20 protein-coding genes are annotated in these 25,325 nt (G+C 42.7%); 12 read left to right on the forward strand and 8 right to left on the reverse strand.

All coding sequences use genetic code 11. The features are described 5' to 3' along the window. The first annotated feature begins 265 nt into the window (after nt 1–265). Both O3644_RS09090 and O3644_RS09095 read left to right on the forward strand, forming a co-directional pair. Complete coding sequence (locus O3644_RS09090; RefSeq protein WP_048765918.1) at nt 266–1,444, forward strand: hydroxymethylglutaryl-CoA synthase; 1,179 nt, start codon at nt 266–268, stop codon at nt 1,442–1,444. Beyond that, on the forward strand, nt 1,441–2,721 hold the full coding sequence (locus tag O3644_RS09095; protein WP_371595538.1) for a hydroxymethylglutaryl-CoA reductase, degradative: 1,281 nt from the start codon (nt 1,441–1,443) through the stop codon (nt 2,719–2,721). The genes O3644_RS09090 and O3644_RS09095 overlap by 4 nt, the downstream gene beginning before the upstream one ends. Nucleotides 2,722–2,737: 16 nt before the next feature. Here O3644_RS09095 and O3644_RS09100 read toward each other — a convergent pair whose 3' ends face one another. The 3 genes from O3644_RS09100 to pflB all read right to left on the reverse strand — a co-directional run bounded on the left by O3644_RS09100 (nt 2,738) and on the right by pflB (nt 6,407). After that, entirely contained in the window at nt 2,738–3,196 is a 459-nt protein-coding gene (locus O3644_RS09100) for a threonine/serine exporter family protein (RefSeq protein ID WP_045498515.1), read from the reverse strand. 4 nt (nt 3,197–3,200) lie between these two features. Further along, entirely contained in the window at nt 3,201–3,974 is a 774-nt protein-coding gene (locus O3644_RS09105; RefSeq protein WP_048765871.1) for a threonine/serine exporter family protein, read from the reverse strand. A gap of 117 nt (nt 3,975–4,091) precedes the next feature. Further along, the gene (gene pflB, locus O3644_RS09110; RefSeq protein WP_371595539.1) at nt 4,092–6,407 is read right to left on the reverse strand and encodes a formate C-acetyltransferase; all 2,316 of its coding nucleotides are present in this window, start codon (nt 6,405–6,407) and stop codon (nt 4,092–4,094) included. A gap of 393 nt (nt 6,408–6,800) precedes the next feature. On the opposite strand from pflB, the gene dinB reads away from it, so the two are divergent. Continuing rightward, nucleotides 6,801–7,865, forward strand: a complete 1,065-nt coding sequence (dinB, locus tag O3644_RS09115; RefSeq protein ID WP_371595540.1) for a DNA polymerase IV — start codon at nt 6,801–6,803, stop codon at nt 7,863–7,865. A gap of 100 nt (nt 7,866–7,965) precedes the next feature. Here the strand turns inward: dinB and O3644_RS09120 are convergent, their stop codons facing one another. The 3 genes from O3644_RS09120 to rnhC all read right to left on the reverse strand — a co-directional run bounded on the left by O3644_RS09120 (nt 7,966) and on the right by rnhC (nt 11,947). Next, nucleotides 7,966–10,350: an ATP-dependent RecD-like DNA helicase gene (locus tag O3644_RS09120; RefSeq protein WP_048765882.1), complete on the reverse strand. Its 2,385-nt coding sequence runs from the start codon at nt 10,348–10,350 to the stop codon at nt 7,966–7,968. A gap of 76 nt (nt 10,351–10,426) precedes the next feature. Then, entirely contained in the window at nt 10,427–11,059 is a 633-nt protein-coding gene (lepB, locus tag O3644_RS09125; protein ID WP_048765885.1) for a signal peptidase I, read from the reverse strand. Nucleotides 11,060–11,062: 3 nt separating this feature from the next. Next, entirely contained in the window at nt 11,063–11,947 is an 885-nt protein-coding gene (rnhC, locus tag O3644_RS09130; protein ID WP_371595541.1) for a ribonuclease HIII, read from the reverse strand. A 227-nt stretch (nt 11,948–12,174) separates the two neighbouring features. Here rnhC and O3644_RS09135 point away from each other — a divergent pair, with 227 nt between their 5' ends. The 4 genes from O3644_RS09135 to O3644_RS09150 all read left to right on the forward strand — a co-directional run bounded on the left by O3644_RS09135 (nt 12,175) and on the right by O3644_RS09150 (nt 16,518). Continuing rightward, on the forward strand, nt 12,175–12,348 hold the full coding sequence (locus tag O3644_RS09135) for a Blp family class II bacteriocin (protein WP_005592399.1): 174 nt from the start codon (nt 12,175–12,177) through the stop codon (nt 12,346–12,348). 32 nt (nt 12,349–12,380) lie between these two features. Continuing rightward, nucleotides 12,381–12,641, forward strand: a complete 261-nt coding sequence (locus O3644_RS09140) for a hypothetical protein (protein ID WP_048765891.1) — start codon at nt 12,381–12,383, stop codon at nt 12,639–12,641. 353 nt (nt 12,642–12,994) lie between these two features. Further along, nucleotides 12,995–15,148, forward strand: a complete 2,154-nt coding sequence (gene comA, locus O3644_RS09145) for a peptide cleavage/export ABC transporter ComA (protein WP_048765893.1) — start codon at nt 12,995–12,997, stop codon at nt 15,146–15,148. A gap of 14 nt (nt 15,149–15,162) precedes the next feature. After that, nucleotides 15,163–16,518: a bacteriocin secretion accessory protein gene (locus O3644_RS09150; RefSeq protein WP_048765898.1), complete on the forward strand. Its 1,356-nt coding sequence runs from the start codon at nt 15,163–15,165 to the stop codon at nt 16,516–16,518. A 100-nt stretch (nt 16,519–16,618) separates the two neighbouring features. On the opposite strand, the gene O3644_RS09155 is transcribed toward O3644_RS09150, so the two are convergent. Both O3644_RS09155 and O3644_RS09160 read right to left on the reverse strand, forming a co-directional pair. After that, nucleotides 16,619–16,894, reverse strand: coding sequence for a hypothetical protein (locus O3644_RS09155; RefSeq protein ID WP_048765900.1), 276 nt, complete (start codon nt 16,892–16,894; stop codon nt 16,619–16,621). Between the two features lie 9 nt (nt 16,895–16,903). After that, nucleotides 16,904–17,314, reverse strand: a complete 411-nt coding sequence (locus O3644_RS09160; protein ID WP_048765902.1) for an HIT family protein — start codon at nt 17,312–17,314, stop codon at nt 16,904–16,906. Between the two features lie 67 nt (nt 17,315–17,381). Here O3644_RS09160 and O3644_RS09165 point away from each other — a divergent pair, with 67 nt between their 5' ends. The 5 genes from O3644_RS09165 to O3644_RS09185 all read left to right on the forward strand — a co-directional run. Beyond that, nucleotides 17,382–18,113, forward strand: coding sequence for an ABC transporter ATP-binding protein (locus O3644_RS09165; RefSeq protein ID WP_048765905.1), 732 nt, complete (start codon nt 17,382–17,384; stop codon nt 18,111–18,113). Next, nucleotides 18,110–19,156, forward strand: a complete 1,047-nt coding sequence (locus O3644_RS09170; protein ID WP_048765908.1) for an ABC transporter permease — start codon at nt 18,110–18,112, stop codon at nt 19,154–19,156. The genes O3644_RS09165 and O3644_RS09170 overlap by 4 nt, the downstream gene beginning before the upstream one ends. A 50-nt stretch (nt 19,157–19,206) precedes the next feature. Then, nucleotides 19,207–20,001, forward strand: a complete 795-nt coding sequence (gene ccrZ / locus O3644_RS09175) for a cell cycle regulator CcrZ (RefSeq protein WP_048765911.1) — start codon at nt 19,207–19,209, stop codon at nt 19,999–20,001. Next, nucleotides 19,998–20,636, forward strand: a complete 639-nt coding sequence (trmB, locus tag O3644_RS09180; RefSeq protein ID WP_048765914.1) for a tRNA (guanosine(46)-N7)-methyltransferase TrmB — start codon at nt 19,998–20,000, stop codon at nt 20,634–20,636. The genes ccrZ and trmB overlap by 4 nt, the downstream gene beginning before the upstream one ends. A 391-nt stretch (nt 20,637–21,027) precedes the next feature. After that, the coding region (locus O3644_RS09185) for a YSIRK-type signal peptide-containing protein (protein WP_371595542.1) at nt 21,028–25,325 on the forward strand (4,298 nt) is incomplete at its 3' end.

Below are 25,325 nucleotides of genomic sequence, written 5' to 3' on the forward strand. Positions count from 1 at the left end.
AAAAAACAAGAGCGATTTCAGGGGATTCATGGGCGGAAGCTTATCCTTAAATCCCTAAACTTGCTAGCTCAAAATTTGGAATAGACTGATGAGGGAAACTGAATTTGAAAAATTGAGTTTCTCTCATTTTTTGATGATGAGCTTTCTCCGTCTCAAGTCGGATTTGAGCGTAAAAAATGGTTTTTAAAAGAGTTTTAGCCTTAATTATGGTAAAATAGTGTCTGAATACTATTAGCTATCAAATGAATTGAATGAGGTCTTTATGATGAAAATCGGAATCGATCAAATCGGTTTTGCGACCAGCAATTATGTTTTAAAATTAGATCATCTGGCTGAGGAGCGGGGCATTGATCCCAACAAGCTCAGCAAGGGATTATTGATGAAGGAGATCAGCATTGCTCCTTTAACTGAGGATATTGTCACTTTGGGCGCAGCAGCGGCTGAGCAAATCTTGACTGCAGAGGACAAGAAGGTCATTGATATGGTCATTGTCGCAACAGAGTCTAGCATCGACCAAAGCAAGGCGGCTTCGGTCTTTATTCATGGTCTTTTAGGCATTCAGCCCTTTGCTCGTAGCTTTGAAATTAAAGAGGCCTGCTATGGCGCAACTGCTGCTCTAGACTATGCCAAACTGCATATCAGACAATATCCAGAAAGCAAGGTCTTGGTCATCGCTAGTGACATTGCCAAATATGGAAAGGAAACGCCAGGCGAGCCGACTCAAGGTGCAGGCGCTATCGCTATGTTGATCAGTCAAAATCCACGCATCCTTGAATTCAATGAAGATAATGTGGCCCAGACTCGCGATATTATGGATTTCTGGCGACCAAATTATTCGACGACTCCTTACGTCAATGGTGTTTACTCAACCCAGCAGTACCTGGATTGCCTCAAGACGACTTGGAACGAATACCAAAAACGTCATGGTTTAGCTTTGGGAGACTTTGCAGCGATTTGTTTCCATCTCCCTTATCCTAAATTGGCGCTGAAGGGGCTGAATAAAATTATGGATAAAAGCTTGTCTCAGGAGGAGCAAAAAGGCCTGCAAGAAAACTTTGACAAGTCTATTCTCTATAGCCAAAAGGTCGGGAATATCTACACAGGCTCCCTCTTTTTAGGGCTCTTGTCCCTCTTAGAAAATTCTGAAAATCTTAAGGCTGGTGACAAGATTGCTCTCTTTAGTTATGGTAGTGGTGCTGTGGCTGAGATTTTTAGTGCCAATCTGGTAGAAGGTTATGAAAAACAGCTGATAACTAATCGTTTGGAGAAATTAAATCAACGTCAAGAACTGACGGTTGCTGCTTATGAAGAGCTTTTCTTTGCCGAAGCCCAGCTAGATGAAAACGGATCAGCTGTTTTTACTGACTACGATGACCAAGTTTACGCCTTGGTTCAAATCGACCAACACCAGCGCAAGTATATCAAAGTCGAGAAACCATCATGAAAATAAATTGGACCGGATTTTCTAAAAAAACGCCTGCAGAGCGGCTAGACTTTCTGAAAGCCCATGAACTACTCCAGACTGAGAATTGGCAAAATCTTGCTAATCAAAGCCATTTGCAGCTGGAGACAGCCAATCAAATGAGTGAAAATGTGCTTTCTGTTTTGGCTTTACCTTATTCGATTGCACCAGACTTTCTTATAGATGGGCAGGTTTATCAGGTACCTTTTGTAACGGAGGAGCCCTCTGTCGTTGCTGCTGCTAGTTTTGCAGCAAAAATCATTAAGCGCAACGGCGGTTTCAAGATCAAGATTCATAATCGGCAGATGATTGGGCAAGTCGCCCTCTATGATGTGCCCGATGTAGCTAAAGCCTTAGAGCAAATCCAAAATGAGAAGTCAGCTTTATTAGAATTGGCAAATCAAGCCCATCCTTCCATCGTCAAGCGAGGAGGTGGGGCGCGTGATTTACGAATGGACTTCCTAGAGGGAGAGACGGACTTTCTAGTTGTCTACCTTGTCGTGGACACTCAGGAAGCCATGGGTGCCAATATCCTTAATACAATGCTAGAAGCACTAAAAGAACGGTTGGAGGAGCTAACAGCTGGACAGAGCTTGATGGCTATCTTATCTAACTATGCGACTGAAGCGCTTGTAACAGCCTCTTGTGAAATTGATTTTCACTCACTCAGTCGAGACAAGGCAGAAGCTGAACGAACTGCTCAAAGAATCGCTTTAGCCAGTCAATTTGCAAAGCAGGATCCTTATCGGGCCAGCACGCATAATAAAGGCATTTTCAACGGAATTGATGCAGTTCTTTTGGCGACAGGTAATGACTGGCGTGCCATTGAAGCTGGGGCCCATGCCTATGCTGCTCGTGATGGCCGTTATCAAGGATTGAGTAACTGGGAGGCCAATTTAGAGGAAAGAAAACTCTATGGCCAGTTGACTTTACCCATGCCGGTTGCGGCTAAGGGAGGCTCCATTGGCCTTAATCCAATGGTCGTCGCCAGTTTTGATTTATTGGGGCAACCGACAGCAAAAGAATTAGCTTCGATTATCGCTTCTGTCGGCTTAGCGCAAAATTTTGCGGCTTTAAGAGCACTGGTGACTACGGGAATTCAGGCTGGCCACATGAAGCTCCAAGCTAAATCCCTAGCTTTATTGGCCGGTGCTCAGGAAGATGAGATTGCTGCTGTTGTTGAAGAACTTCTCAAAGAGAAGCAATTTAATCAGGCAAAAGCTAAGGAAATTCTAACCAAAATGCGTAAAGAAAAATGAGTCAATATGTATTGACTCATTTTTTATAGTGCAGAGGATGTTTCTTCAGGTAGCTGTAAATCTTTAAGACAACCGTCCCGCTAGCCATGCCGATAGAGATGACCAAGGCTAGGATGACGACCAAGGTAGCATTGACCATAGCATGACTGTAATCACCTGTCACAAAGAAGGCAGTTGTCCGGTAAGAAATATATCCAGGTACTAGAGGTGCTAGAATAGCCAAAATAAAGACGACAGCCGGCGTTCTATAGATGATGCTGAGGATTTGGCTGGCACAGGAACCAATGATAGCAGCCACGAAAGTTGCAATGATAACATTAGTCGGTCCCTTGAGTAGAAGATAGAGTAGCCAAGTAGCCATTCCTAAAACTCCGCCAGGAATCAGCATACTACGCTGGACATTTAGAACGATTAAAAAAGTGATGATAGCCAGTAGGCTGGCCAGAGCTTGTAGTAAGAAAGTCAAGATTGTCATAGGCTTATTTCATAAGAATGAGGGCGACAGAGGTACCGGCACCGAGAGCAAGGGTAATGAGAAGCGATTCAAATAGTTTGCTCATTCCAGAGTTGATATGGTTGGTCATGATATCTCTAACTGAGTTGGTCAGAGCGATTCCAGGGACGAAGGGCATGACAGCTCCTGCGATGATCAAGTCTGCTGTTGAATCGAATCCCGAATAGTGAGCCCAAATCTGGGCTAATAATCCGAAGACAAAAGCTCCAGCAAAGGCCGAAACAAAAGGAATTCGAATATACTTATCGACATAAAGAGAGAAAGAGAAGCCAAATAGAGTCGCGATACCGGCTCCAAGAGCATCGTAGAAATTTCCACCGAACATGATAGAAAAGAAAGGAGCACTGAGTGTAGCTGCTGTGATGAGTTCTCTTTTGCTATAGGGAACCCCTTTTGTTTTAAGTGCCCCTAGTTGTTCAAGAGCTTCTTCCAAATTGATTGCTCCACTGACTAATTGCCGAGAAACCTGATTGACATCGCAGACTTTCTCGATATTGTAGTTCATATGGATATTTCGCTTCATTCGAGAAATATTGGTGTTTTCAATTGAAAAGAATATGGCAACGGGCATGGCTAAGGCATTGCAGTCCAGGATGCCTTGTGAATGGGCAATCCGGATCATGGTGTCTTCGACCCGATAAATCTCTGAGCCGCTTTGTAATAGCAAGGTCCCAGCTAGCATGATAACATCAACAGCCAGATTAAGATTTTTTTCATCTGTAGACATTTTCTCAGCCATTATATCCCCTTTTTCATTTCACAATACCTCTATTATAACACAAATGCTCAAAGCTATCTCTCCAAAGTAAAAGAAAACCAGCTGATTTTCAGCTGGTTTTACAATTAGGAAAGAGGCTTAGCTAAGTGCATCATCCATAGAAAGAACTTCGTGGAAGACACGTTGTGTCAATTCAGTTTTTTGTTCTGGAGTGAGGTATTTAGTGTTTACACAGTATCCAGAGATACGTACGATAACGTCTTCACCTGACATGATCTTGTCGTAAACATCTTGCAAGTCCATAACGTTCAAGTTAACGTGTTGTCCACCGTTTTCAAAGTAACCATCAAGGATTGTTACCAAGTTATCCACTTGTTCGTCACGAGTCTTACCAAGAGCACGTGGAGAAACTTGAGTTGTCAATGAGATACCGTCAGCTGCGTAACCAAAGTCAAGGCTCGCAAGTGAGTTCAAGTTTTGCAACCAGCCACCTTTCGCTTTGTTAGATGGGTTAGCACCTGGTGAGAAGAACTCAAGTTTAGACAAGTTCACTGAACCATCTTCGTTGAGGTATACACCTTTGTGGACTGGTGAGTTACCAGTTTGTTTAGAGTATGCAACGTTAGATGTGATTGTCAAAAGTGATACAGTAGCTTCTGCGTCTTTGTAAAGTTTATGGCTACGTAGACGAGTTGTGTAAGCTTCGATCAACCATTCTGCCAATTCGTTTGAACGTGGGTCATCTTCACCCCAACGTGGGTATTCACCGATTGTTTCGTAATCGTAGATGTAGCCATTTTCGTCACGGATTGGTTTAACTGTAGCGTATTTAATCGCTGACAATGTATCAACTGTGTTAGCAAATCCACAGATACCGAATCCCATGTTAGCACGTTGTTTAGTTGGCAAGAAGGCCATTTGAACAGCTTCGTAGTTGTACTTGTCAGTCATGTAGTGGATGATGTTCAAAGCATCTACGTAAGTGTCAGTCAACCAGTCAAGTGATTTTTCGAAGTTCGCTTTAACTGATTCAAATTCAAGAACTTCGTCACGGATAGGATCGATGTCAAATACTTTGTAGTCTTTATGTACATCGTCGTACCCACCGTTCAAACCAGTAAGAAGAGCTTTCAAAACGTTTACACGAGCACCGAAGTACTGGATGTTGTGGCGTTGTTCTTCGTTTTCTGGGTCAAGTGGAGACACACAACATGAGATACAGCTCATTTCACCATATCCGTCTTTAGCCATTGTTGTTACACCTTCGTATTGGATAGAAGAGTGTTTGTGGCTCATATGCATACAGTAGCGACGGAATGCGTATGGTAATTTATCAGTCCAAAGAACTGTCAAGTTTGGCTCTGGAGAGTTACCGATGTTGTCAAGTGTGTTCAAGAAACGGTAGTCCATCTTAGTAACACGGTGACGACCGTCGTTACCCATACCTGCCATAGAAGTAGTGATGAAAGTTGGGTCACCTGAGTACAATTGGTCATAAGCTTTTGTACGAGCAAACTTCACTGTACGAAGTTTCATAACGAAATCATCAACAAATTCTTGGATTTCTGATTCAGTAAATGTACCACGAGCAAGGTCACGTTCTGCAAAGATATCCAATACGATTGGCACACGTCCTAGAGATGTTGCAGCACCGTTGATCACACGGCAGACAGCCATGAAGGCGATGTTAACCCATTGGATCGCTTCTTTAACGTTCATCGCTGGTTTACGAACATCAACTCCGTAAAGATCACCCAAGCGAACAACTTGTTGCAATGCTTGGTATTGAAGGTTTACTTCTTCACGAAGGCGGATTGTTTCTTCGTCGATTTCTTTGATTGCATTCCAGTCGTTGACTTTTTCTTGCATCAAGTAGTCTGCACCGTAAAGAGCAAGACGTGCGTAAACACCGATGATACGTCCACGTGAGTAGGCATCTGGAAGACCAGTTACAGTGTGAGCGTGACGAGCGCGGCGGATGTTAGAAGTATAAGCACGGAAAATACCGTCGTTAACAGTTGTCACATATTTTGTGAAAATTTCGTGAACAGCTGGATCAGGTTCATAACCATTTTCCTTCAAAGTTGTTTCAGCCATACGGATACCACCTTTTGGCATGAAGTTCAATTTGAAGAGTTCATCGTTTTGAATACCGTAAATTAGTTCGTTATCTCTGTCGATATAACCAGCAGGGATATCTGCAATAGATGTTGGACGAGTGTCCATTGGGAAACGAGTTTCTTCGTAGTGAGCTTTTGTTTCTTCTACGATTTTCTTGATGTGGAGTGAGCGCTCAGTAGGACCTGCCAAGAAGCTTTCATCTCCATCATAAGGTGTGTAGTTGGCTTGAACGAAGCGAGAAACACTTGCTTTCTCTTTCCAGTCTTCACCTTTGAAGCCTTCCCAAGCTTTGTCAAAAATATCTTGAGCTTCCACAACTGTTTTAACAACCATTAGATTTTCCTCTTTATTCTAGCAACAATAAACTGTTACATTTATAATTAAAGTATATCATAAGGTAATCGGTTTCACAAACGAATTTCAGTGCTAAAAGAGGCTTTCTTTTATAATACAGATTGATATTTTATTGCAAACTGTTTTATAATTTTGAAAATAGTAAATGAAAATAGTAGAAAGAAGCTGATAAGTTGAATTATTTTGTCCTTGTTTTGAATGTTACTGTGTAGAAATGTGTCCAATACTGAAATTCCTATTTTAATACTTTGTCTATGCACCTCAGAAAGTTTCTCACATTTTCCGGTCTTGCTTTTGAATAAAAATCCTTTGAAACTTGCTTTAAAAATGATAAAATTTGCTAAAGAGCTATTCTAACTTATAGGAGACGGCATGCTAATTTTTCCGCTAATCAATGACACATCGCGAAAGATCATTCATATTGATATGGATGCTTTTTTTGCTTCGGTCGAAGAGCGGGACAATCCTAAGCTCAAGGGAAAGCCTGTGATTATCGGTAGTGATCCGCGTCAGACGGGTGGACGTGGTGTGGTTTCGACTTGTAATTATGAAGCCAGAAAGTTCGGAGTTCATTCAGCTATGAGTTCCAAGGAAGCCTATGAGCGCTGCCCGCAGGGGATTTTTATCTCAGGAAATTATGAAAAATATCAAACAGTTGGCTTGCAGATTCGAGAGATTTTCAAGCGTTACACGGATAAAATTGAGCCCATGAGCATCGACGAGGCTTATCTGGATGTGACGGAAAATAAGCTAGGACTTAAATCTGCGGTCAAAATAGCCAAGCTGATCCAGCATGATATATGGAACGAATTGCAGCTGACGGCTTCGGCAGGCGTTTCTTATAATAAATTTCTGGCCAAGATTGCCAGTGACTATGAGAAGCCGCACGGTCTGACTGTTATTTTACCCGAAGAGGCGGAGGCTTTTTTGGCGCCTATGGACATTGCCAAATTTCATGGGGTGGGTAAGAAGAGTGTCGAGAAACTGCATGATATGGGGGTCTATACTGGTGCGGATCTGCTCAAGATACCGGAAATGAGCTTGATTGATAAGTTCGGCCGCTTTGGCTTTGATCTCTACCGGAAAGCGCGTGGTATCAGCAATAGTCCGGTCAAGTCCAATCGTATCCGTAAGTCTATCGGTAAGGAGCGAACCTATGCCAAACTGCTCTATGGTGAGGAGGACATCAAGAAAGAGCTGTCCCTTCTAGCGGCTAAGGTGGCCCTCAGCTTAGAGAAGCACCAAAAATCTGGTAAGACAGTTGTTCTCAAAATCCGCTATGCTGACTTTTCAACTCTAACCAAGAGGAGGACCTTAGAGCAAGAAACGAGGGAAGTTGAAGTGATTGAGCGAGTCGGCCATGAAATCTACGACAGTCTGGACGAGAAGCCTCGAGGCGTTCGTTTGTTAGGACTGACAGTGACGGGGTTTAAATAAGATAGAAAAGCGTCTGGGACAAATTGTCTCAGACGCTATTTTTATAGGGAATATTTGATAAGGCACTCTGTAAACTTTTATGACAGCTTCAAAGGTAGACCTAGGCATCTGTTTCTATTTGGTTATCATTGCCAAATATACTGTTGATATCTTCCTCAGTCAGTCCGATTAGAGGATTGATTGTTAGGATATTTTCCTCCGTCAGGATATAGTTTTCCACAGGTGATTCGTTGTTATCCACAGGAGTGTGGATAAGTTCTTGAGGGGATTCTATATCTTTAAAACGCTCAATCAGATAGGTTTTGCGGGCTGTTCCAGTATTTTTTACAGCATAGTCAAAGGCTGACTTTTCCCCAAGTAGGATCAGTTTGCTCTTGGCTCGGGTAATAGCTGTGTAGACCAGATTGCGCTGGAGCATGCGGTGGCTGCTTCGGGTAATGGGAAGGATGACCACGGGAAACTCGCTACCTTGGGATTTGTGGATACTCATGGCATAGGCTAGGCGGATTTTGTACCATTCGCTGCGCTGGTAGATAATTTCATTGCCGTCAAAGTTGATGGTTAATTCGTCCTGCTTGGACTCGGTGTACTTAGCTGGGAGCAGGTCGACGATGTAGCCTAAGTCACCGTTAAAAACATTGCTTTCGGCATCATTGACCAAGTGGATAACTCGGTCTCCTTGTCGATATTGGCAATCGGGTGCTTCAAAGGTCAGCTGGTCTTTTTCCACAGGATTGATGAGATTTTGCATGAGGTTGTTTATCTGGTCAATACCGGCCTGTCCGCGGTACATGGGAGCCAGCACTTGCACATCCTGAGCTGGGATGCCACTGCGAATAGCTGCGCTGGCAATTCGTTCAATCATGGGCGGGATGTGTTCATTTCGAGCTTCAAAATAAGAACGATCCGCTTTTTTCTCAGTAAAATCTTCTGGCAGTAGTCCTTTTTGGATTTGACTAGCCAGAGTGACAATGGTCGAATCTTGGCTCTGACGGTAAATTTTTTCCAGCTTGGTTTGGGGGATACTCGGTATTTGCAGTAGGTCAGCTAATACCTGCCCAGGACTGACAGAGGGTAACTGCTCTGCATCGCCCACCAAAAGCAGTTTGGTATTGGAAGAGATATTACTGAGAAGCTGATTGGCCAGCCAAGTGTCCACCATGGAGAACTCGTCCACGATGATAAAGTCAGCATCCAGATAATCATCCAAATGACTGGTATCATCATCTCCGGTCATCCCCAAATGGCGGTGGATAGTGGCGCTAGGAAGACCGGTCAATTCGTTCATGCGCCGAGCAGCACGACCAGTGGGAGCCGCTAGCAGAATCGGCAGATCATTGACCTTTCGCAGATCCAAGTCGCGAAGCTGGGCGTAGACGGAGATGATACCATTGATGACGGTTGTTTTTCCTGTTCCTGGTCCACCCGTCAGGATAAAGACTTTTTGTGTGATAGCGTCGAAAATGGCTTTCTTCTGAATCTGATCATAGTGGATGCCTAGGTCATCTTCAGCTTGGCTGATGGCACTGAGGATTTTTTCGTCTTCAAAGCGATCCTGATGGCCTTTTTCCAAGAGGCGGACCAGATTGCTGCGGATGCCTTCCTCGGCAAAGAAGAGGCTGTTTTCAAAAATCTTAGTCTCAACATTTTGGACTTTGTCTTCTTCAATGAGGTGAGCCAATTCATCGGCTACCAGACTAGGGTCTAGCTCTACTTGGCGCGAACTTTCCAGAAGCTCAATCGTATGAGCCAATAGGTCTCTAGCCTCCAAATAGGTGTCGCCAGTTTCCATGGACTGGGTCAGAAGGGTATGAAGCAAGCCAGCTCGAAAACGCTCAGGAGCATCACTTTCAATTCCCAACTGCTGGGCCAGCTGGTCAGCGATTTTAAAACCGATACCTTGGATATCTTCAACCAGTCGGTAGGGATACTGTTCGACAATTTCTAGCGTTTCTTCCTTGTAGGTTTCCTGAATCTGAAAGGCTAGTTTGTTGGGAATGCCGTAGGCGGCCAGTTTAGCTAAGACCAGCTCTGTTCCATAGTTGAGTTGCAGTTTGGCCACAAAGGATTCTCGGTTCTTGGCGGAAAGGCCAGTGATTTCTTTGAGTTTTTCTGGCTCAGCTAAAATCTTGTCAATGGTTTCCTCCCCATAGAGTTCCACGATTTTTTGAGCTGTCTTGACCCCGATACCTTTAAAGTGGTCACTGGAAAAATATTTAACCAGCCCCTTGCTAGTCGGTTTTGTCCTCTCGTAGCGGGAAATTTTTAGCTGCTGTCCGTACTTTGGATGTTGGACTAGGTTGCCCCAAAATGTATAATCCTCACCTTCGATAATATCGGCCATGGTTCCGGTCACGATAATCTCAAAATCATCAAAATCTTCACAATCTGTGTCTTGGATATCCAAGAGGAGGATTCGAAAGAAATTGCTGGGATTTTCAAAAATGATGCGTTCAATAGTGCCTGAAAAATAAAATTCTGTCATTGTTTATATATGCTCTTTAAAAAGCAAACCCAGCTGAGTAGTCAACTGAGTTTGGATGGGGGTATACTCTTAAGTATTAGTAAGTCTTGAAAGGTAGGATTGGCCAGATGCGGAATTTAGCTTCGCCTTGAATCTGACTGGATTTAAAGGCACCGACCTGCCGGCTATCCTTGGACACAATCCGATCGTCACCTAAAAGCAGGTACTCGTCATCTAGGAGTTTGATGGTAAAGACTGGGCTACCTTCTTTGTCCACTGTAAAGGCTTGGGCTTGAGAGGCTAGCTTGCGGAAGAAAGTTCCGTTGTCCGTGTAATCCTTGCCTACATAAGTAGATTGGAGCTTGTCCTTTTTGAATTTCTTGATGTATTCTGTTAAGTAAGATTCATCAGTTTTTTTACCATTGATATAAAGGGTGTCGTTTTCGTATTGAATGGTATCGCCTGGAAGGCCAATCACTCGCTTGACGACTTCTTTCTTTTTGCCGTCGTCATCCTTTTCAGAGGCTACAACAATATCGAAGCGATCAATGGACTGGTGTTTCAAAACCATCAAATATTCCCCATTGGCTAAGGTTGGGTCCATGGAGTGGCCGTCTACCTTGACAGGTGCCCAGAGCAGCCAGCGAGTGAGTAAGATAACAGAGATAATCAGGGTAAAGACTCCCCACTCCTTGAGGAAGGCACGGAAGTCAAAGCGTTTGTTTTTCATAGTCTACCTTTCTAAGAGCTTTTTAGCTTTTTCTGTATTTTTAAAATGAAGTTTAGCGGTATGCTGGAGGCCAGCCATTCCATAGGCTTGGAGGATTTGGCTAGCAACCTGGTCACTCTTGCTTCCAGCTCCACTCGGAAGGGTGTAGCCGAGCTCTTGACTCAGATTTTCCAGATTTTCCAGAAAGAGGTCGCGAGCGATAATGGAGCTAACAGCGACAGCTAGAAACTTTCCTTCCGCTTTCTCAATGAGACTAACAGGATTAGGGAAATGATTCTTTTCATTTTGTAGGTATTTGTCATAATTCTGCTGACTGGTAAAGGCATCGATAACTATTTTTTCTGGTCTTAACCCTTTTTGTAACAGCAGATAAATGGCTTGATTGTGAAGAGCTACCTTGACAGATACGGCATTGTAACCAGAGGCAACCACTTCGTTATATTTTTCTGGAGACAGGAGCAGAGCCTGATGTTGGATTTCCTTTTTCAAAATCGGTGCCAGTTGCCGAATCTTAAGGTCGGTCAAGGCCTTCGAATCGCCCACGCCCAACTTACGCAAGAAAGCGTGCTGTTCTGGACTGACAAAGGAAGCAACAACTGCTAAACCACCAAAGTAAGAGCCATTTCCGACCTCATCCGTACCTATAAGGGAGATCTTCTGAGAAGTCTTGCTGGCTTCCTCGGCTTGATGGCCGAAAAAAGCAGCATAGTGACCAGCTTTTTCTCCTTGGAAAAGAACCTTGCCAGAAGTATAGATACTGACAGTTGCCTGGTTCAATTTCAGTAGATATTGGATATACTGATTTTTACTAGGCACAAGCTTGTCTTGATATTTCTGGACAAAAGCCTCAATTTCCGCTCGTTTAGGACTCAAAGTAATACTTTCCATAGCCCCTATTGTACCACAAAATGAAACTAGGGAAAATGGGGAAAAATAGGATATTTAAAAGATTATGAAAAAATTACACATTTTTCTTCCAAACATGACATCGATGTCATGTTGAACCACATAGGGTTGTTGTATAATATAAGTGTTGAGTCAATGTTTGAAAAAAAACTGACCGCAAACAATATATTAACAAGGTTAAGAAGGCCTTGTAAAAAAGGAGAACACATATGGAAAACTTTGCTATGATGGACAACCAATTTGCTGCGTTGACTGAAGAAGAAATGATGATGATTGACGGTGGATGGGCATTCTATGGTATCCCTGTTGACATTTTCACAGTATCATTGGCTATTTTGGGTGGCTCATTGGTTTCAGGCTTCTTAGTAGGACTTTTCAGCTAATTTAATATTTTAAATAGAAGAAGGTGAATTTCATGAACAAAGATTTTAAATCATTAGATCAAAAATTTATGCCTCTTACTGAAGCTGAATTGGTTGAAGTAGAAGGTGGATGGGTCGGCGGTGACCTTGTACGTGCCGTATTTGATATCGGTCGTGAAGTTGGTCGTACTGTACGTGGCCTTGCTATCCGTGCATACGGTCGTATCCGCGCTAGAATTGGCTCAGGATCTGGTTCTAGCAATCGTGGTGGCGCTAACAACGGTGGTGCTGCAAGTCCAGACGTTTTTAACTAATATTTTGTGTTTCGACATAGAGCCTCTTGTTCGTCTTGATTGGGACAAGAGGTTTTTTAGTGTAAAAGTTACATTATGTCTGTTTTTTAAGTAATTTTGTACTTATACAGAGTAAAACGACTGATACCATTGGAAAAATACGCCACATTAGTGTATGATAGAGATATCTATTTTTTGCTTGTTATGAAAGTTCTTCTCCCTAATTTATACTTGTTTTTTTACTGGAGAGAATCGCTATGAATAAAGTTGACAAGCAGTTTTTATTGAATAGTATGTTTACTAATTAGGAGTTTTTATGCGAGGGTCACTCTCCATAAAAGCAAATTTACACTTTTGTGAATAAAGGAGTTTGTATGAGATTTACAAAGCGTCATTATAGGGCTCAAGTTGACGCGAGAGATTGTGGTGTAGCAGCGCTAGCCATGATATATGGTTATTATGGTTCCTATTATTCTTTGGCTAGTTTGCGTGAAATGGCCAAGACAACTTTAAGAGGAACAACTGCTTTTGGGCTAGTGAAGGTTTCGGAAGAGTTAGGTTTTGAAACACGAGCCTTTAAAGCGGATATGTCTTTATTTGACATGAAGGGCATTGTTTATCCTTTTATCGCCCATGTTATCAAAGACAAGAAATTGCTTCACTATTATGTTGTGACTGGGCACGATAAACATTCGGTTTATATTGCGGATCCAGATCCGGCTGTTAAAATGACCAAACTTTCTAAGGAACAGTTTGCGCAAGAGTGGACAGGTGTCTCTATTTTCATCGCCCCAGCGCCAGAATATAGACCACACAAGGAAAAGAAAAACGGTCTCTGGTCTTTTGTTCCGATTTTAATGAAACAAAAGGGACTGATTGCCAATATCGTTATTGCAACGATGCTGGTGACGATTATCAATATCGTGGGTTCTTACTACATGCAGGGGATTATTGATACTTACGTACCGAATCAGATGAGGAATACCTTAGGAATTATTTCTCTCGGTCTAATAGTCGTCTACATTTTGCAACAGGTCCTAACTTATGCTCAGAGCTATCTGCTTCTCATTTTGGGCCAACGCCTTTCGATTGATGTGATTTTGTCCTATATTAAGCATGTCTTTCATCTACCCATGTCTTTTTTTGCGACGAGAAGGACAGGGGAAATCGTATCGCGCTTCAACGATGCCAATAGTATCATTGATGCTTTGGCCAGCACCATTCTGTCCATCTTTTTGGATGTCTCTATCGTTGTCGTCATGGCGGTTGTTTTGTTCTCACAGAACTTCTATTTGTTCTTTATCAGTTTGCTTTCGCTGCCGATTTATATCGTCGTGATTTTTGCCTTCATGAAGCCATTTGAAAAAATGAATCGTGATACGATGGAATCTAATGCCATTTTGTCTTCTTCTATTATCGAAGATATCAATGGTATTGAGACGATCAAATCCTTGACAAGTGAAGATTTCCGCTATCAAAAGATTGATAGAGAATTTGTTGACTATCTGAAGAAATCATTTGCCTATAGTCGGATGGAAAACATCCAAATCGGCTTGAAAAAGACGGCTCAGCTCTTGCTGAATGTTGCAATCCTTTGGATGGGAGCCCTTTTGGTTATGGACAATAAAATGACCTTGGGGCAGTTGATTACTTATAATACTTTGTTGGTTTATTTCACAAATCCGCTGGAAAACATTATCAATTTACAAACCAAGCTTCAGACAGCCCAAGTGGCCAATAACCGCTTGAACGAGGTTTATCTGGTTGACTCTGAATTTATGGATAAAAAAGCGATCCGTGATTTGAGCATGACCAAGGGCGACATTGAGTTGAGAAATGTCAGCTATAAGTATGGCTATGGACGAAATGTTCTGTCGGATATTAATTTGACCATTGAAAGAGGCAGCAAGGTGGCCTTTGTAGGAATTTCTGGTTCTGGAAAGACGACTCTTGCCAAGATGATCGTGAACTTTTACGATCCAAACGAGGGAGAAATTCTGGTTAATAATATCAACCTCAATCAGATTGATAAGCATGTCTTGCGCCGTCATATCAATTACTTGCCGCAACAGCCTTATGTTTTTAATGGTACCATCTTGGAGAATGTTCTCCTAGGTGCCAAGCCTGGAACGACTCAGAAAGAAATCATTCGGGCGTTGGAAATTGCGGAAATTCGTGAAGATATTGAACGGATGCCTTTGAATTACCAAACAGAATTGACATCGGATGGTTCAGGAATTTCAGGTGGTCAGCGTCAGCGCTTGGCCTTGGCTCGGGCTCTTTTGACCGATGCTCCTGTTTTGATCCTTGATGAGGCGACCAGCAATCTAGATATCTTGACAGAGAAAAAGATCATTGATAACCTCTTGGAGTTGGACAAGACCATCATTTTCATTGCCCATCGGTTGACCATTGCGGAGCGATCTGAAAAAGTGGTTGTTCTGGACAAGGGTGAAATCGTGGAGCAAGGAACGCATGAAGAGTTGGTTGCTCAGGATGGCTTCTATGCTCATCTGGTGAATAGTTAGAAAGGAGAAAGAAGATGGAAGAACATTACTTAGAGAGTGCCGAATTTTATAACCGTAGATATTCTAGCTTTTCTGTGCGCGTGATTTTACCGACTTTCTTCTTGTTGATTTTTGTGGTCTTATTCTCCCTATTTGCTAAAAAAGAAATCACTATTACTTCAGGTGCTTCTATTGAACCTAGCAAGATTCTAGCTAACATCCAATCAACCAGTAACAATGCCATTGTCACTAATAATTTGAAGGAAAACAAGGTTGTTAAAAAAGGGGATCTTTTAGTTCAGTATAAGTCTGATAGTGAAAATACTCAAAAAGAAACCTTCTCCTCTCAAGTAGAAAGCTTGAAGGAGCAGAAGCGTCAGTTGGAGCTGCTGCAAGAAAGTCTGAAGACGGGGACTAGCCAGTTTTCAGGAGAGGATCGCTTTGGCTATGAGCAAGCATTTAATGATTATAAGAACCAAGCTGCGAGTATCCGTAGTAATACCGAACAGCAAAATTCGACCATTGCTTCTCAAAATTCAGCAGCTAGTAATTCACAGGCAGAGCTGGGGAATTTGATCAATGAAACAAATGCTAAATTATCAGATTATCAGACTCTTAGAAATGCTATCCAAAATGGGACAAGTGTCCCTTCGACTAATGCCGGCTATAGTATCTATCAGGCTTATGAGACACAAGCAGCTGCAGATAGTCAAGGTCAGCTAAAGAGTCAGGTTCTTTCGCAAATTGATAGTCAGATTTCTCAGTTTGAATCAGCTCTTGCAGGTTATCGAGTGCAGTATGCGGGCTCTGGTGCTCAGCAGGCTTATTCTGGGAGCTTGGATAGTCAGCTTGAGTCTTTGAAAGCTCAGCAGTTGACTAAAGTTGGTCAAGAATTGACGGCCTTGAATCAAAAGATTTTAGAAGTTGAAAACAATCTCAAGGTGCAAGGTGGTATCACTCAAAAGGGCATGATCACAGCAACTGAAGATGGTATTCTCCACCTAAATCCTGAAACAGCAGGAGCGAATCTAGTTCCTGAAGGGAAGTTGCTCGCTCAGTTGTATCCTGTTTTGACCAAGGAAAAAAAGGTCGTTATCACAACCTATGTGACCTCAAAAGATGTTGCTAGTCTGAAAAAAGGTGAGACTTTGCGTTTCACTGCAATGGATGGAAATAATAAAGAATTTGTTCTCAAATCTAAAATTTCAAACATTGACAGCAATGCAACGAAAACGGAAAAAGGAAACTTCTTTAAGGTGGAAGCTGAAATAACCTTAACGGGTGCTCAAGCCAAGAAGGTGCGTTATGGTATTGAGGGTCGTGCAGTAGTCATCACAGGAAGCAAAACTTACTTTGACTATTACTTGGATCAATTCTTGAGAAAGGACTAAAGGAAGAATAGTCGATAAGTTTTGATTGAAGTTTTTATCTCTCAAATATGAAAAAAACCATGGCTGTGTCCATGGTTTTTCTTGTTATGAGAGGGGAATTCTATTGCCAGATGTCCTGTATTTGCGTGATTTGAGCTTGGGCTTGTTTCTCAAAAATCTTGTATTTGTAAGTCAAGTCCTGAGCCATTTCCTTGATATTGTCTCGCTGTTCTTGGATAATGGCGAGATTGTGCTGGATGTTAGCTAAATTATCCTGGATTTTATCTAGGATATCAGATGTTTCGACGACTTCTTGGTTAATTGTCTTCCGACTTTTGACCAAATGGTAGCTGGCCCAGGCTGCGCCTGTGAAAAGCATGAGATTTGAAAATTTCATAGTCCCTCCCTAGGCTTGAGTAATCTTTTCAGCCAATTGAGCTAAGGCTGGAAAATCTGGTTCGTGGGTTTCAAAGCTGATTTGTAGACCGTCTGTCTCTTCATAGCGAGGAGCTAGGTGGACATGGGTGTGAAAGACCGTCTGTCCAGCGATTTCTTCGTTGTTGTTAAGGATGTTCATGCCCTTGGCGCCTGTTGCTTTCATGACCTTGCGGGCGATGTCTGGGACACGAGCGAAGAGCTGACTAGAACCGTCTGCATCCATTTCCAAAAGATTTCTGAAATGCTGCTTTGGAACGACCAAAGTATGACCTGGAGTGACCTGAGAAATGTCTAGAAAGGCAACTACCTGGTCATCTTCATAAACTTTAGAAGACGGGATTTCCCCTGCGATAATCTTACAAAAAATACAATCAGCCATAAATGATACCTCTATTCGCTGGATTTTGTTATAATATAAGAACTATTATAACAGATTTGGAGAAAATATGTTAGAAATCAAAGGCCTTACAGGAGGCTATATTAACATTCCTGTTTTGAAAGATATTAACTTTGAAGTGGGCGATGGTCAGCTGGTTGGGCTGATTGGTCTCAATGGTGCTGGTAAATCCACCACCATCAATGAAATTATCGGTTTATTGACGCCTTACAAGGGAGAAATTCGGATTGATGGTTTGCAGCTGCGAGAAAATCCTAGTGCCTACCGTAAGAAGATTGGTTTTATCCCAGAGACACCGAGTCTTTACGAGGAACTGACCCTGCGTGAGCATATTGAAACGGTGGCCATGGCTTACGATATAGAGCAGGAAGTCGCTTTTGAGCGCGTGGAGCGCCTCTTAACTATCTTCCGACTCAAGGATAAGTTGGACTGGTTTCCAGTGCATTTCTCTAAGGGGATGAAGCAGAAGGTCATGATTATCTGTGCTTTCGTGGTAGATCCTAGTCTTTTTATTGTGGATGAGCCCTTTTTGGGACTGGATCCTGTAGCTATTGCAGACCTTATCCAGCTCTTGGATGAGGAAAAGAAAAAAGGGAAGTCCATCCTTATGAGTACCCACGTTCTGGACTCGGCTGAGAAGATGTGTGATAGCTTTGTGATTTTGCATAAAGGGCAGGTGCGCGCTAAGGGCAATCTAGCTGAGTTGCGAGGACAATTTCAGATGCTGGAAGCTAGTCTCAATGACATCTATCTTGCCTTGACGGAAGAGGCTGCGCTATGAAAGAAGTATTTGCTAAACGCAAGCAGGATTTCCGTCAGCGGTGTCTGAAGTATCTGCGCTATGTTCTCAATGATCACTTTGTCCTGTTTTTATTGATTTTTCTAGGTTTTCTGGCAGTTCAGTACAATCAATTGCTGCGGAATCTCCCTAGTCAGTCTTGGCCGATCGTAGCCGGATTAGTCTTATTCTCTGTGCTCATTCTTCCTTTTGGGAATATCGCAACCTACCTGGAAAAGCCGGATATGCTCTTTTTGCTAGTGCAGGAGCAGGCAGTCATTGAGTTTGTCAAGGGACAAATCCAACGTTCGTATATTCTCTTTGGCCTGCTGCAAACCTTGTTGCTGATCTTGCTAGCGCCCCTGTTTTTGGCTCTAGGTTTGCCATTCTGGGGCTTTGGGCTATACTGTCTCCTTATGTTATTGCTAAAATGGCTGGTCTTTCAGCTCAAGGGGCGTCGCTTTTTCTTGTCTGACCGTCTCAATTGGCAATATGCAATCGCAGCTGAGGAAGGTCGTAAGCAGAAAGTTCTTCGTTTCTTCGCCCTCTTTACAAATGTGAAAGGCATTTCTAATAGTGTCAAAAGAAGGGCTTACTTGGACGGGTTGACAAGGTTTTTGCCTAAGACCCATGCTAAGACTTGGCAAAATATGTTTTTACGCTCCTATCTTCGCAATGGCGATTTATTCCCTCTGACCTTGCGTCTCCTACTTTTAGCCCTCTTGACGATTGTCTTCGTCAGCCAGTCTTGGATTGCTGCAGGTTTTGTCGTCCTTTTTAACTATCTTTTGCTCTTTCAGTTGTTGGCCTTGTATGAAGCTCTTGATTATCAGTATCTAACCCAGCTATTCCCGCTGGATAGCAAGTCTAAAATCAAGGGCGCAAGACAGGTCATCACAGGGGTTGGACATAGTGTTTTGCTTTTTGAAACGCTAGTGGCAGTACTCTTTTTCCAAGATAAGATGGCGGTGTTAGCAATGCTTGGGGCGACGATTTTCTTGTATCTCATCTATTTGCCTTATAAGCTGAAAAGATTGGTTGACTAAAAGAATGAAAATTAGTAAAATAGTAAGGAAACTTTTTAAGGAGGGGAATCATGGTCTTGGTTGATAACGAGCTAGCCCTGACACCAATAGCTGGTAAGAGCGGAAAGGCCTATATGGGAACTTATCCAGACGGGGGGCGAGTTTTCGTCAAGATGAATACGACCCCGATTCTGGCAGGCTTAGCCAGAGAACAAATTGCTCCGCAACTTCTGTGGAGTCGACGCTTGCCAGATGGCAATGTCATGAGTGGCCAAGAATGGCTTTCAGGCGCTATTTTAACGCCTAATGATATGTCTAAAAAGCAAGTGATCAATATTTTAACGCGTTTGCATCGGTCGAAGCCTCTGATGACTCAGTTAGCCAAATTGGGTTATATTTTAGAAACGCCAATCGATCTAATCAATAGCTGGCTTAATCAAGCACCAGTCGTTTTGAGGAACAATCAGTACCTGCAATCTATTATTCGGGATTTGCGGCAAACGGTACCTGCTTTTCGTGAAGACTATGCAACGATTGTCCACGGTGATGTACGACATAGCAACTGGTTTCAGACGGACAGTGGCTTGATTTATTTGGTGGATTGGGATTCGGTTCGCTTGACGGACAGAATGTTGGATGTTGCTCATATATTGAGTCACTATATCCCAGATACCAATTGGCAGGAGTGGTTGACCTACTACGGTTATAAGTACAATGACAAGGTTATCAAAAAACTGTATTGGTTTGGTCAATACTCTTATCTGATGCAGATTGCTAAATATTACGAAAACAATGATTTAGAAAATGTGAACCGGGAGATTTACGCCTTACGCAACTTCCGTTCTAAGTATGGAAAGATAAGATGAGAGTAAGAAATCGTAAGGGGGCGACTGAACTATTAGAAGCGAACCCCCACTATGTGGTTCTAAATCCGGCTGATGCCAAGGGAAAGTGGCGAGAAATTTTTGGAAACGACCATCCGATCCATGTTGAAGTTGGAAGCGGTAAAGGAGCTTTCATCACAGGGATGGCCAAGGCTAATCCAGACATCAATTACATCGGGATTGACATTCAGAAGTCTGTCCTCAGTTACGCCTTGGATAAGGTTTTGGAAGTTGGTGTACCCAATATCAAGCTACTTTGGGTGGATGGTTCGGAATTGACCAACTATTTTGCAGACGGAGAAATTGACCGACTTTACTTGAATTTCTCTGATCCATGGCCTAAGAAACGGCATGAAAAACGTCGCTTGACCTATAAGTCTTTCTTGGATACCTTCAAGCAAATTTTACCAGAAAAAGGTGAAATCCACTTCAAGACGGACAATCGTGGCTTGTTTGAGTACAGTTTGGTCAGCTTTTCGCAGTATGGTATGGTTCTCAAAGGTGTTTGGCTGGATCTTCATGCCAGTGACTTTGAAGGCAATGTCCTAACCGAATATGAGCAAAGATTCTCTAGCAAGGGTCAGGTTATTTACCGAGTCGAAGCAGAGTTTCAATAAAAATAAAGAGAGTCCTAAACAGGTTTTCTATCTCAAGTGTCGGATTTTATGACCGATTTTTGTTGAATAGAGCCCTGCAGGGGCTCTTTTATTTTATTTTGAACATCAAATTATCAAGATCATTTTTTGTTGTTCTCATCCTTTTGAAACGGCGTGGTTAAAGCCTTTTTGCTATCCCTGTAATATGTTATTACACTTTTGTTACAGAAAAAAATTAGATGGTAAAATCCTTGATATAATAGGAAAAAAGCGGTATAATTATTGGTATGGTTTAATGTCTAAATTTTGACATTAGAACCACCAATCATATGTTATAAAATACTTTGCTGCTCAGGCGTTAAGGTGTTGAGTAATAGGTGGTTGAACTATATTTTAAAAAGGAGAGATGTTCATGGATAAAAATGCGAGACGCAGATTAAACCGTGCGAGTGCTGAGAAACGACTTCGATACTCAGTCCGTAAGTTTAATGTGGGCGTGGCTTCTGTAGCAGTCGCAGCTTTCATGTTCTTTGGGGGGAATGTCGTTTCAGCCGATACGTTAGCTAAGACGGATTCTTCAAGCACCTCTACGGAGAAAACGACCTCTGTGCCAGATTCAGGAGAAGATTCGGGAGCGAATGATTCTGACTCCGAGTCGGCCATAGAAAAGAATTCTACTGTAGCAACTGTTGCTGAAAGCAACGCAGTTTCAAGTGCAGCATCTACAGCATCTTCTACCTCTGCTGAAGACCTATTAAGCAAAGTGGAAGAAAAAACTGTTAAATCAGAAGTTACTTCAAAAAGTGAAGCAGCTTTAAAAGAAGCTACTTCACAAGTGTCTAAAGCTTCAGTAGCGACTAGCCAATCAACCGCTGCAACTCAGTCTGAGGCTCGAGTTAGCCCAGCTACTTCAGCTACTGCAGAGTCAACTGCGGTTTCATCTGAAGCAGCTACAGAATCAACTGCTGCTGTAGAACCTGCTAAGGTATCAGTTGAAAAGGCAGCTAGCCAAGCAGCTAGTTTGGCAACAGCTAGCCAAGCAGCAAATGCAGTAGCCAAAAGCGAAGCTAATTCAACATTAGCAGCTGCTCAAAGCGAAGTAAATAAAGGTTACGCTGATTTCCGTAAATCAGGAGAAAGTGGCTTCCGTTCGTTTGACCCACAAACAGGGAAGACAACTGTAACAAAAGAAAACTTCCTTGACTACTTCAGATTGAATGGTTCAGCTACCTATAATTCATACGATGGTATCGTGACCCTTACTCCAGATGAAACCTCTAAGACAGGTAACTTCAGTCTGAAGAGTAAGATCAATATGAACCAAAGCTTCAAGCTGACTGGTGGAGTTAACCTTGGTGATAAGACTCAGGAACGCTATGGTGCCGATGGTATTGGTTTTGCCTTCCATACAGGGAATACAACAGACCTAGGTGCCGATGGTGGTAACCTTGGTATTGGTGGTTTGCGTAACGCGAATGGTTTCAAGCTGGATACTTTCTGGAACGTCCACACACCACCGAAAGGGAACCGTTTTGATACTAGCAATACGGACTCATTCCAATATGGTTGGGCGGAAGACCCTCGTCTGGGACAATTCGGTGCCTGGGTAAATACTACTCATAAAAAAGTTCGTGGTGGAGGTATCTTCACTGGTGGTGAGTATGACCGCTGGTGGGCTGAGACAGATGCTGGTAGTGCTCAACGTCTAGACTCAAGTGACTTGGATGGTCGTTTCCACAGATTTGCTATCCAGTATGACGGTGTAACCAAGGAATTAACTGTCTCTTACGAAAGTAATCTTGGGATTAAGCAATGGAAGAAGAAAGTTTCTACTCCAGAACAACTGATGTCCATGGTGGTTACGGCGACGACTGGTAACTACAAGAACTTGCAACAGTTCCAAATCAAACGCTTCGACTTCTATCAAAGTGCCTCTGTTGACGTACGTTATGAAGATGAGCAAGGTCGAGAAATCGCTGAAGGCTCAGTAACTTATCCACAAGGTGCCTTCAAGGCTAAGCCTTATACCACTGAACAGAAGACGATTCCTGGCTATGGTTTCATTGGAATGAAGAGAGGTAGCTTGCCACCTTCAGGAACTCTGGCTGACTGGGGTACCAACGGTACAGTAACCTACGTTTACCGTAGAGGTGCAACTGATACGAAGACAGAAAAGAAGACAGTCTCTCGTACTATTTATTATAAATATAAACCAGGTGTGACAGGACCGACACTTCCGCCAGCTTACACTCAAACAGCTGAGTTCACTCGGACTGTGACAGGTGGTAGACCAGGTCCATGGAGTCCTGCATCTAAGAATTTTGCACCTGTCGATTCTCTAGATGTCCCAGGATATACTCCAGATACAGCGACTGTTCCAGGAGTTACAGTAAATCCAAATTCTACTCCAAGTGATGTAACGGTTTACTACGACAAGAATGCTCCAAAAGTAACAACTGAAACCAAAGATGTTACTCGTACAATTGTTTACGAATATGAAGATGGTGTGACTTCAGGTCGTCCAGCCCTTCCACGTGAAGTACAACAAAATGTACGATTCACACGACAAGTGTCAGAAGATGCAAGAACTGGTAAGAAGACATACGGCAACTGGACTCCAAGCACTCGAACTGTAGATGCGGTTGATACACCAGCGATTCAAGGCTTTACACCAAATAAAACTCGTGTAAATTCAGCTACTGTTTCACCAACAGATCCAAGCTGGCGTGAAATTGTTTCATACCGTAAGAATAATCCAAAAGTAACAACAGAAACAAAAGACGTTACTCGTACAATCGCTTACGAATATGAAGATGGTGTGACTAGAAATCGTCCAGCTCTTCCACAACCAGTTGAACAAACAGTTCAATTTACTCGTCAAGTATCAGAAGATCCAGTAACTGGTAAGAAGACATACGGCAACTGGACACCTAGCCGTCAAAATGTTGCTGCGGTTGATAGCCCAGAAGTAGCAGGCTTTACACCAAACAAACCACGTGTAAATTCAGCCTCTGTTGCTCCAACAGATCCAAGTTGGCGTGAAATTGTAAGCTATTCAGCTGCAGATCAAAAGGGAAGCATCGTTTACCGTACAGATGGTAAAAATGGTGTTCCAGCTAAGACCCTTCACACAGACAACGTAACTGGTAAGTCAGATACACCTGTAAACTATACAACAACTGCGAAAATCAACGAATTTAAACAGTTGGGTTATGATCTTGTTAGCGACGGCTTTACTAAAGCTGGCGGTCAAAGATTTGACAGTAATAACAATGTAGATCAAACATGGGAAGTTGTTCTTACTCCACGTATTGAGACAAAACAAGAAACAAAAGATGTTACTCGTAACGTTCGTTACCAATACAAGGATGGAGTGACCGCAGGTCGTCCAGCACTTCCTCGTCCAGTTACTCAAACAACAACATTTACTCGCCCAGTTTCTGTGAACAAGGTGACAGGTGTTGAAACTCCTGGACAATGGAACAAGCCAAGTGAAGAACTTCCAAAAGTTGATTCTCCAGCAGTTACTGGTTTCACTCCAGACAAACCAAGTGTTCCAGCCTCAACTGTTACTCCTACATCTCCTAACGAAGATGAAGTAGTAAGCTACAGCCAAGATGATCAACGCGGTATCATTGAGTATGTAACAGATGGACAAAACGGTGTTCCAGCTAAGACTCTTTATACAGACGGTGTTACAGGTAAATCAGGTGAAGATGTTGTTTATTCAACTGCTAGCCGTATCGCTCAACTTCAACAAGCAGGTTACAAACTTGTAAGTGATGGCTTCACTCAACCAAGTGGTCAGAAGTTTGATAACGATAAGACAAAAGACCAAGTTTGGAAAGTTGTCGTTACTCCAGTTATTGAAACAAAACAAGAGAAGAAAGATGTTACTCGAACTATCCAATACCAATATGGTGACGGTGTAACAGCAGGACGCCCAGCGCTTCCTAAGACAGTTACTCAAACAACATCATTCACTCGTCCAGTTTCTGTTAACAAGGTAACAGGTGTGGAAACTCCTGGTGCTTGGGATAAACCAAATGCTAACCTTCCAGAAGTAAACACTCCTGCTATTACAGGCTATAGCCCAGATAAACCAAAAGTTCCAGGTGTAACTGTTGACCCTACTACTGGAGATTCAGTTGAAGTTGTCAACTACAACTTGGATGAACAACGTGGTTCTATCAAGTACGTAACAGATGGTAAGAATGGCGTTCCAGTTAAGACTCTTTATACAGATTCTGTTGCTGGTAAGTCAGGTGAACCAGTAGCTTACTCAACTGTAAATCGTCTCACTCAACTTCAACAAGCAGGTTACAAGCTTGTGAGCGACGGTTTCACTCAACCAAATGGTCAGAAGTTCGATAACGATAAGACAAAAGACCAAACTTGGACAGTTGTTGTAACACCACGCTTGGATGACAATACGAATCCAGCTGATTTGAACAGCAAGGTTACACGTACCATCAAGTATCAATACGCAGATGGTCAAACAGCGGGTCGTCCAGCTCTGAAAGCTCCTGTCACTCAAGAAGCAACCTTCACACGTACTGGTAAAATAAATGCTGTAACTGGTGAAAAGACCTTCACAGCATGGACACCAGCTACGAAAGAATTGGCCCAAGAAGCTACACCAGTTGTAACTGGATTTGTGGCAGATAAGGCGAATGTCGCAGCGAAGACAGTGAAAGCTGGCGATGCTAA

It is taken from the genome of Streptococcus sp. 27098_8_113, from assembly GCF_041432545.1.
Lineage (GTDB): Bacteria > Bacillota > Bacilli > Lactobacillales > Streptococcaceae > Streptococcus.

Bases quoted from the DNA above. Each gene is read 5' to 3' on its own strand.
- O3644_RS09090 (WP_048765918.1), top strand. From the start codon at position 266: ATGAAAATCGGAATCGATCAAATCGGTTTTGCGACCAGCAATTATGTT.
- O3644_RS09095 (WP_371595538.1), top strand. From the start codon at position 1,441: ATGAAAATAAATTGGACCGGATTTTCTAAAAAAACGCCTGCAGAGCGG.
- O3644_RS09100 (WP_045498515.1), bottom strand. From the start codon at position 3,196: ATGACAATCTTGACTTTCTTACTACAAGCTCTGGCCAGCCTACTGGCT.
- O3644_RS09105 (WP_048765871.1), bottom strand. From the start codon at position 3,974: ATGGCTGAGAAAATGTCTACAGATGAAAAAAATCTTAATCTGGCTGTT.
- pflB (WP_371595539.1), bottom strand. From the start codon at position 6,407: ATGGTTGTTAAAACAGTTGTGGAAGCTCAAGATATTTTTGACAAAGCT.
- dinB (WP_371595540.1), top strand. From the start codon at position 6,801: ATGCTAATTTTTCCGCTAATCAATGACACATCGCGAAAGATCATTCAT.
- O3644_RS09120 (WP_048765882.1), bottom strand. From the start codon at position 10,350: ATGACAGAATTTTATTTTTCAGGCACTATTGAACGCATCATTTTTGAA.
- lepB (WP_048765885.1), bottom strand. From the start codon at position 11,059: ATGAAAAACAAACGCTTTGACTTCCGTGCCTTCCTCAAGGAGTGGGGA.
- rnhC (WP_371595541.1), bottom strand. From the start codon at position 11,947: ATGGAAAGTATTACTTTGAGTCCTAAACGAGCGGAAATTGAGGCTTTT.
- O3644_RS09135 (WP_005592399.1), top strand. From the start codon at position 12,175: ATGGAAAACTTTGCTATGATGGACAACCAATTTGCTGCGTTGACTGAA.
- O3644_RS09140 (WP_048765891.1), top strand. From the start codon at position 12,381: ATGAACAAAGATTTTAAATCATTAGATCAAAAATTTATGCCTCTTACT.
- comA (WP_048765893.1), top strand. From the start codon at position 12,995: ATGAGATTTACAAAGCGTCATTATAGGGCTCAAGTTGACGCGAGAGAT.
- O3644_RS09150 (WP_048765898.1), top strand. From the start codon at position 15,163: ATGGAAGAACATTACTTAGAGAGTGCCGAATTTTATAACCGTAGATAT.
- O3644_RS09155 (WP_048765900.1), bottom strand. From the start codon at position 16,894: ATGAAATTTTCAAATCTCATGCTTTTCACAGGCGCAGCCTGGGCCAGC.
- O3644_RS09160 (WP_048765902.1), bottom strand. From the start codon at position 17,314: ATGGCTGATTGTATTTTTTGTAAGATTATCGCAGGGGAAATCCCGTCT.
- O3644_RS09165 (WP_048765905.1), top strand. From the start codon at position 17,382: ATGTTAGAAATCAAAGGCCTTACAGGAGGCTATATTAACATTCCTGTT.
- O3644_RS09170 (WP_048765908.1), top strand. From the start codon at position 18,110: ATGAAAGAAGTATTTGCTAAACGCAAGCAGGATTTCCGTCAGCGGTGT.
- ccrZ (WP_048765911.1), top strand. From the start codon at position 19,207: ATGGTCTTGGTTGATAACGAGCTAGCCCTGACACCAATAGCTGGTAAG.
- trmB (WP_048765914.1), top strand. From the start codon at position 19,998: ATGAGAGTAAGAAATCGTAAGGGGGCGACTGAACTATTAGAAGCGAAC.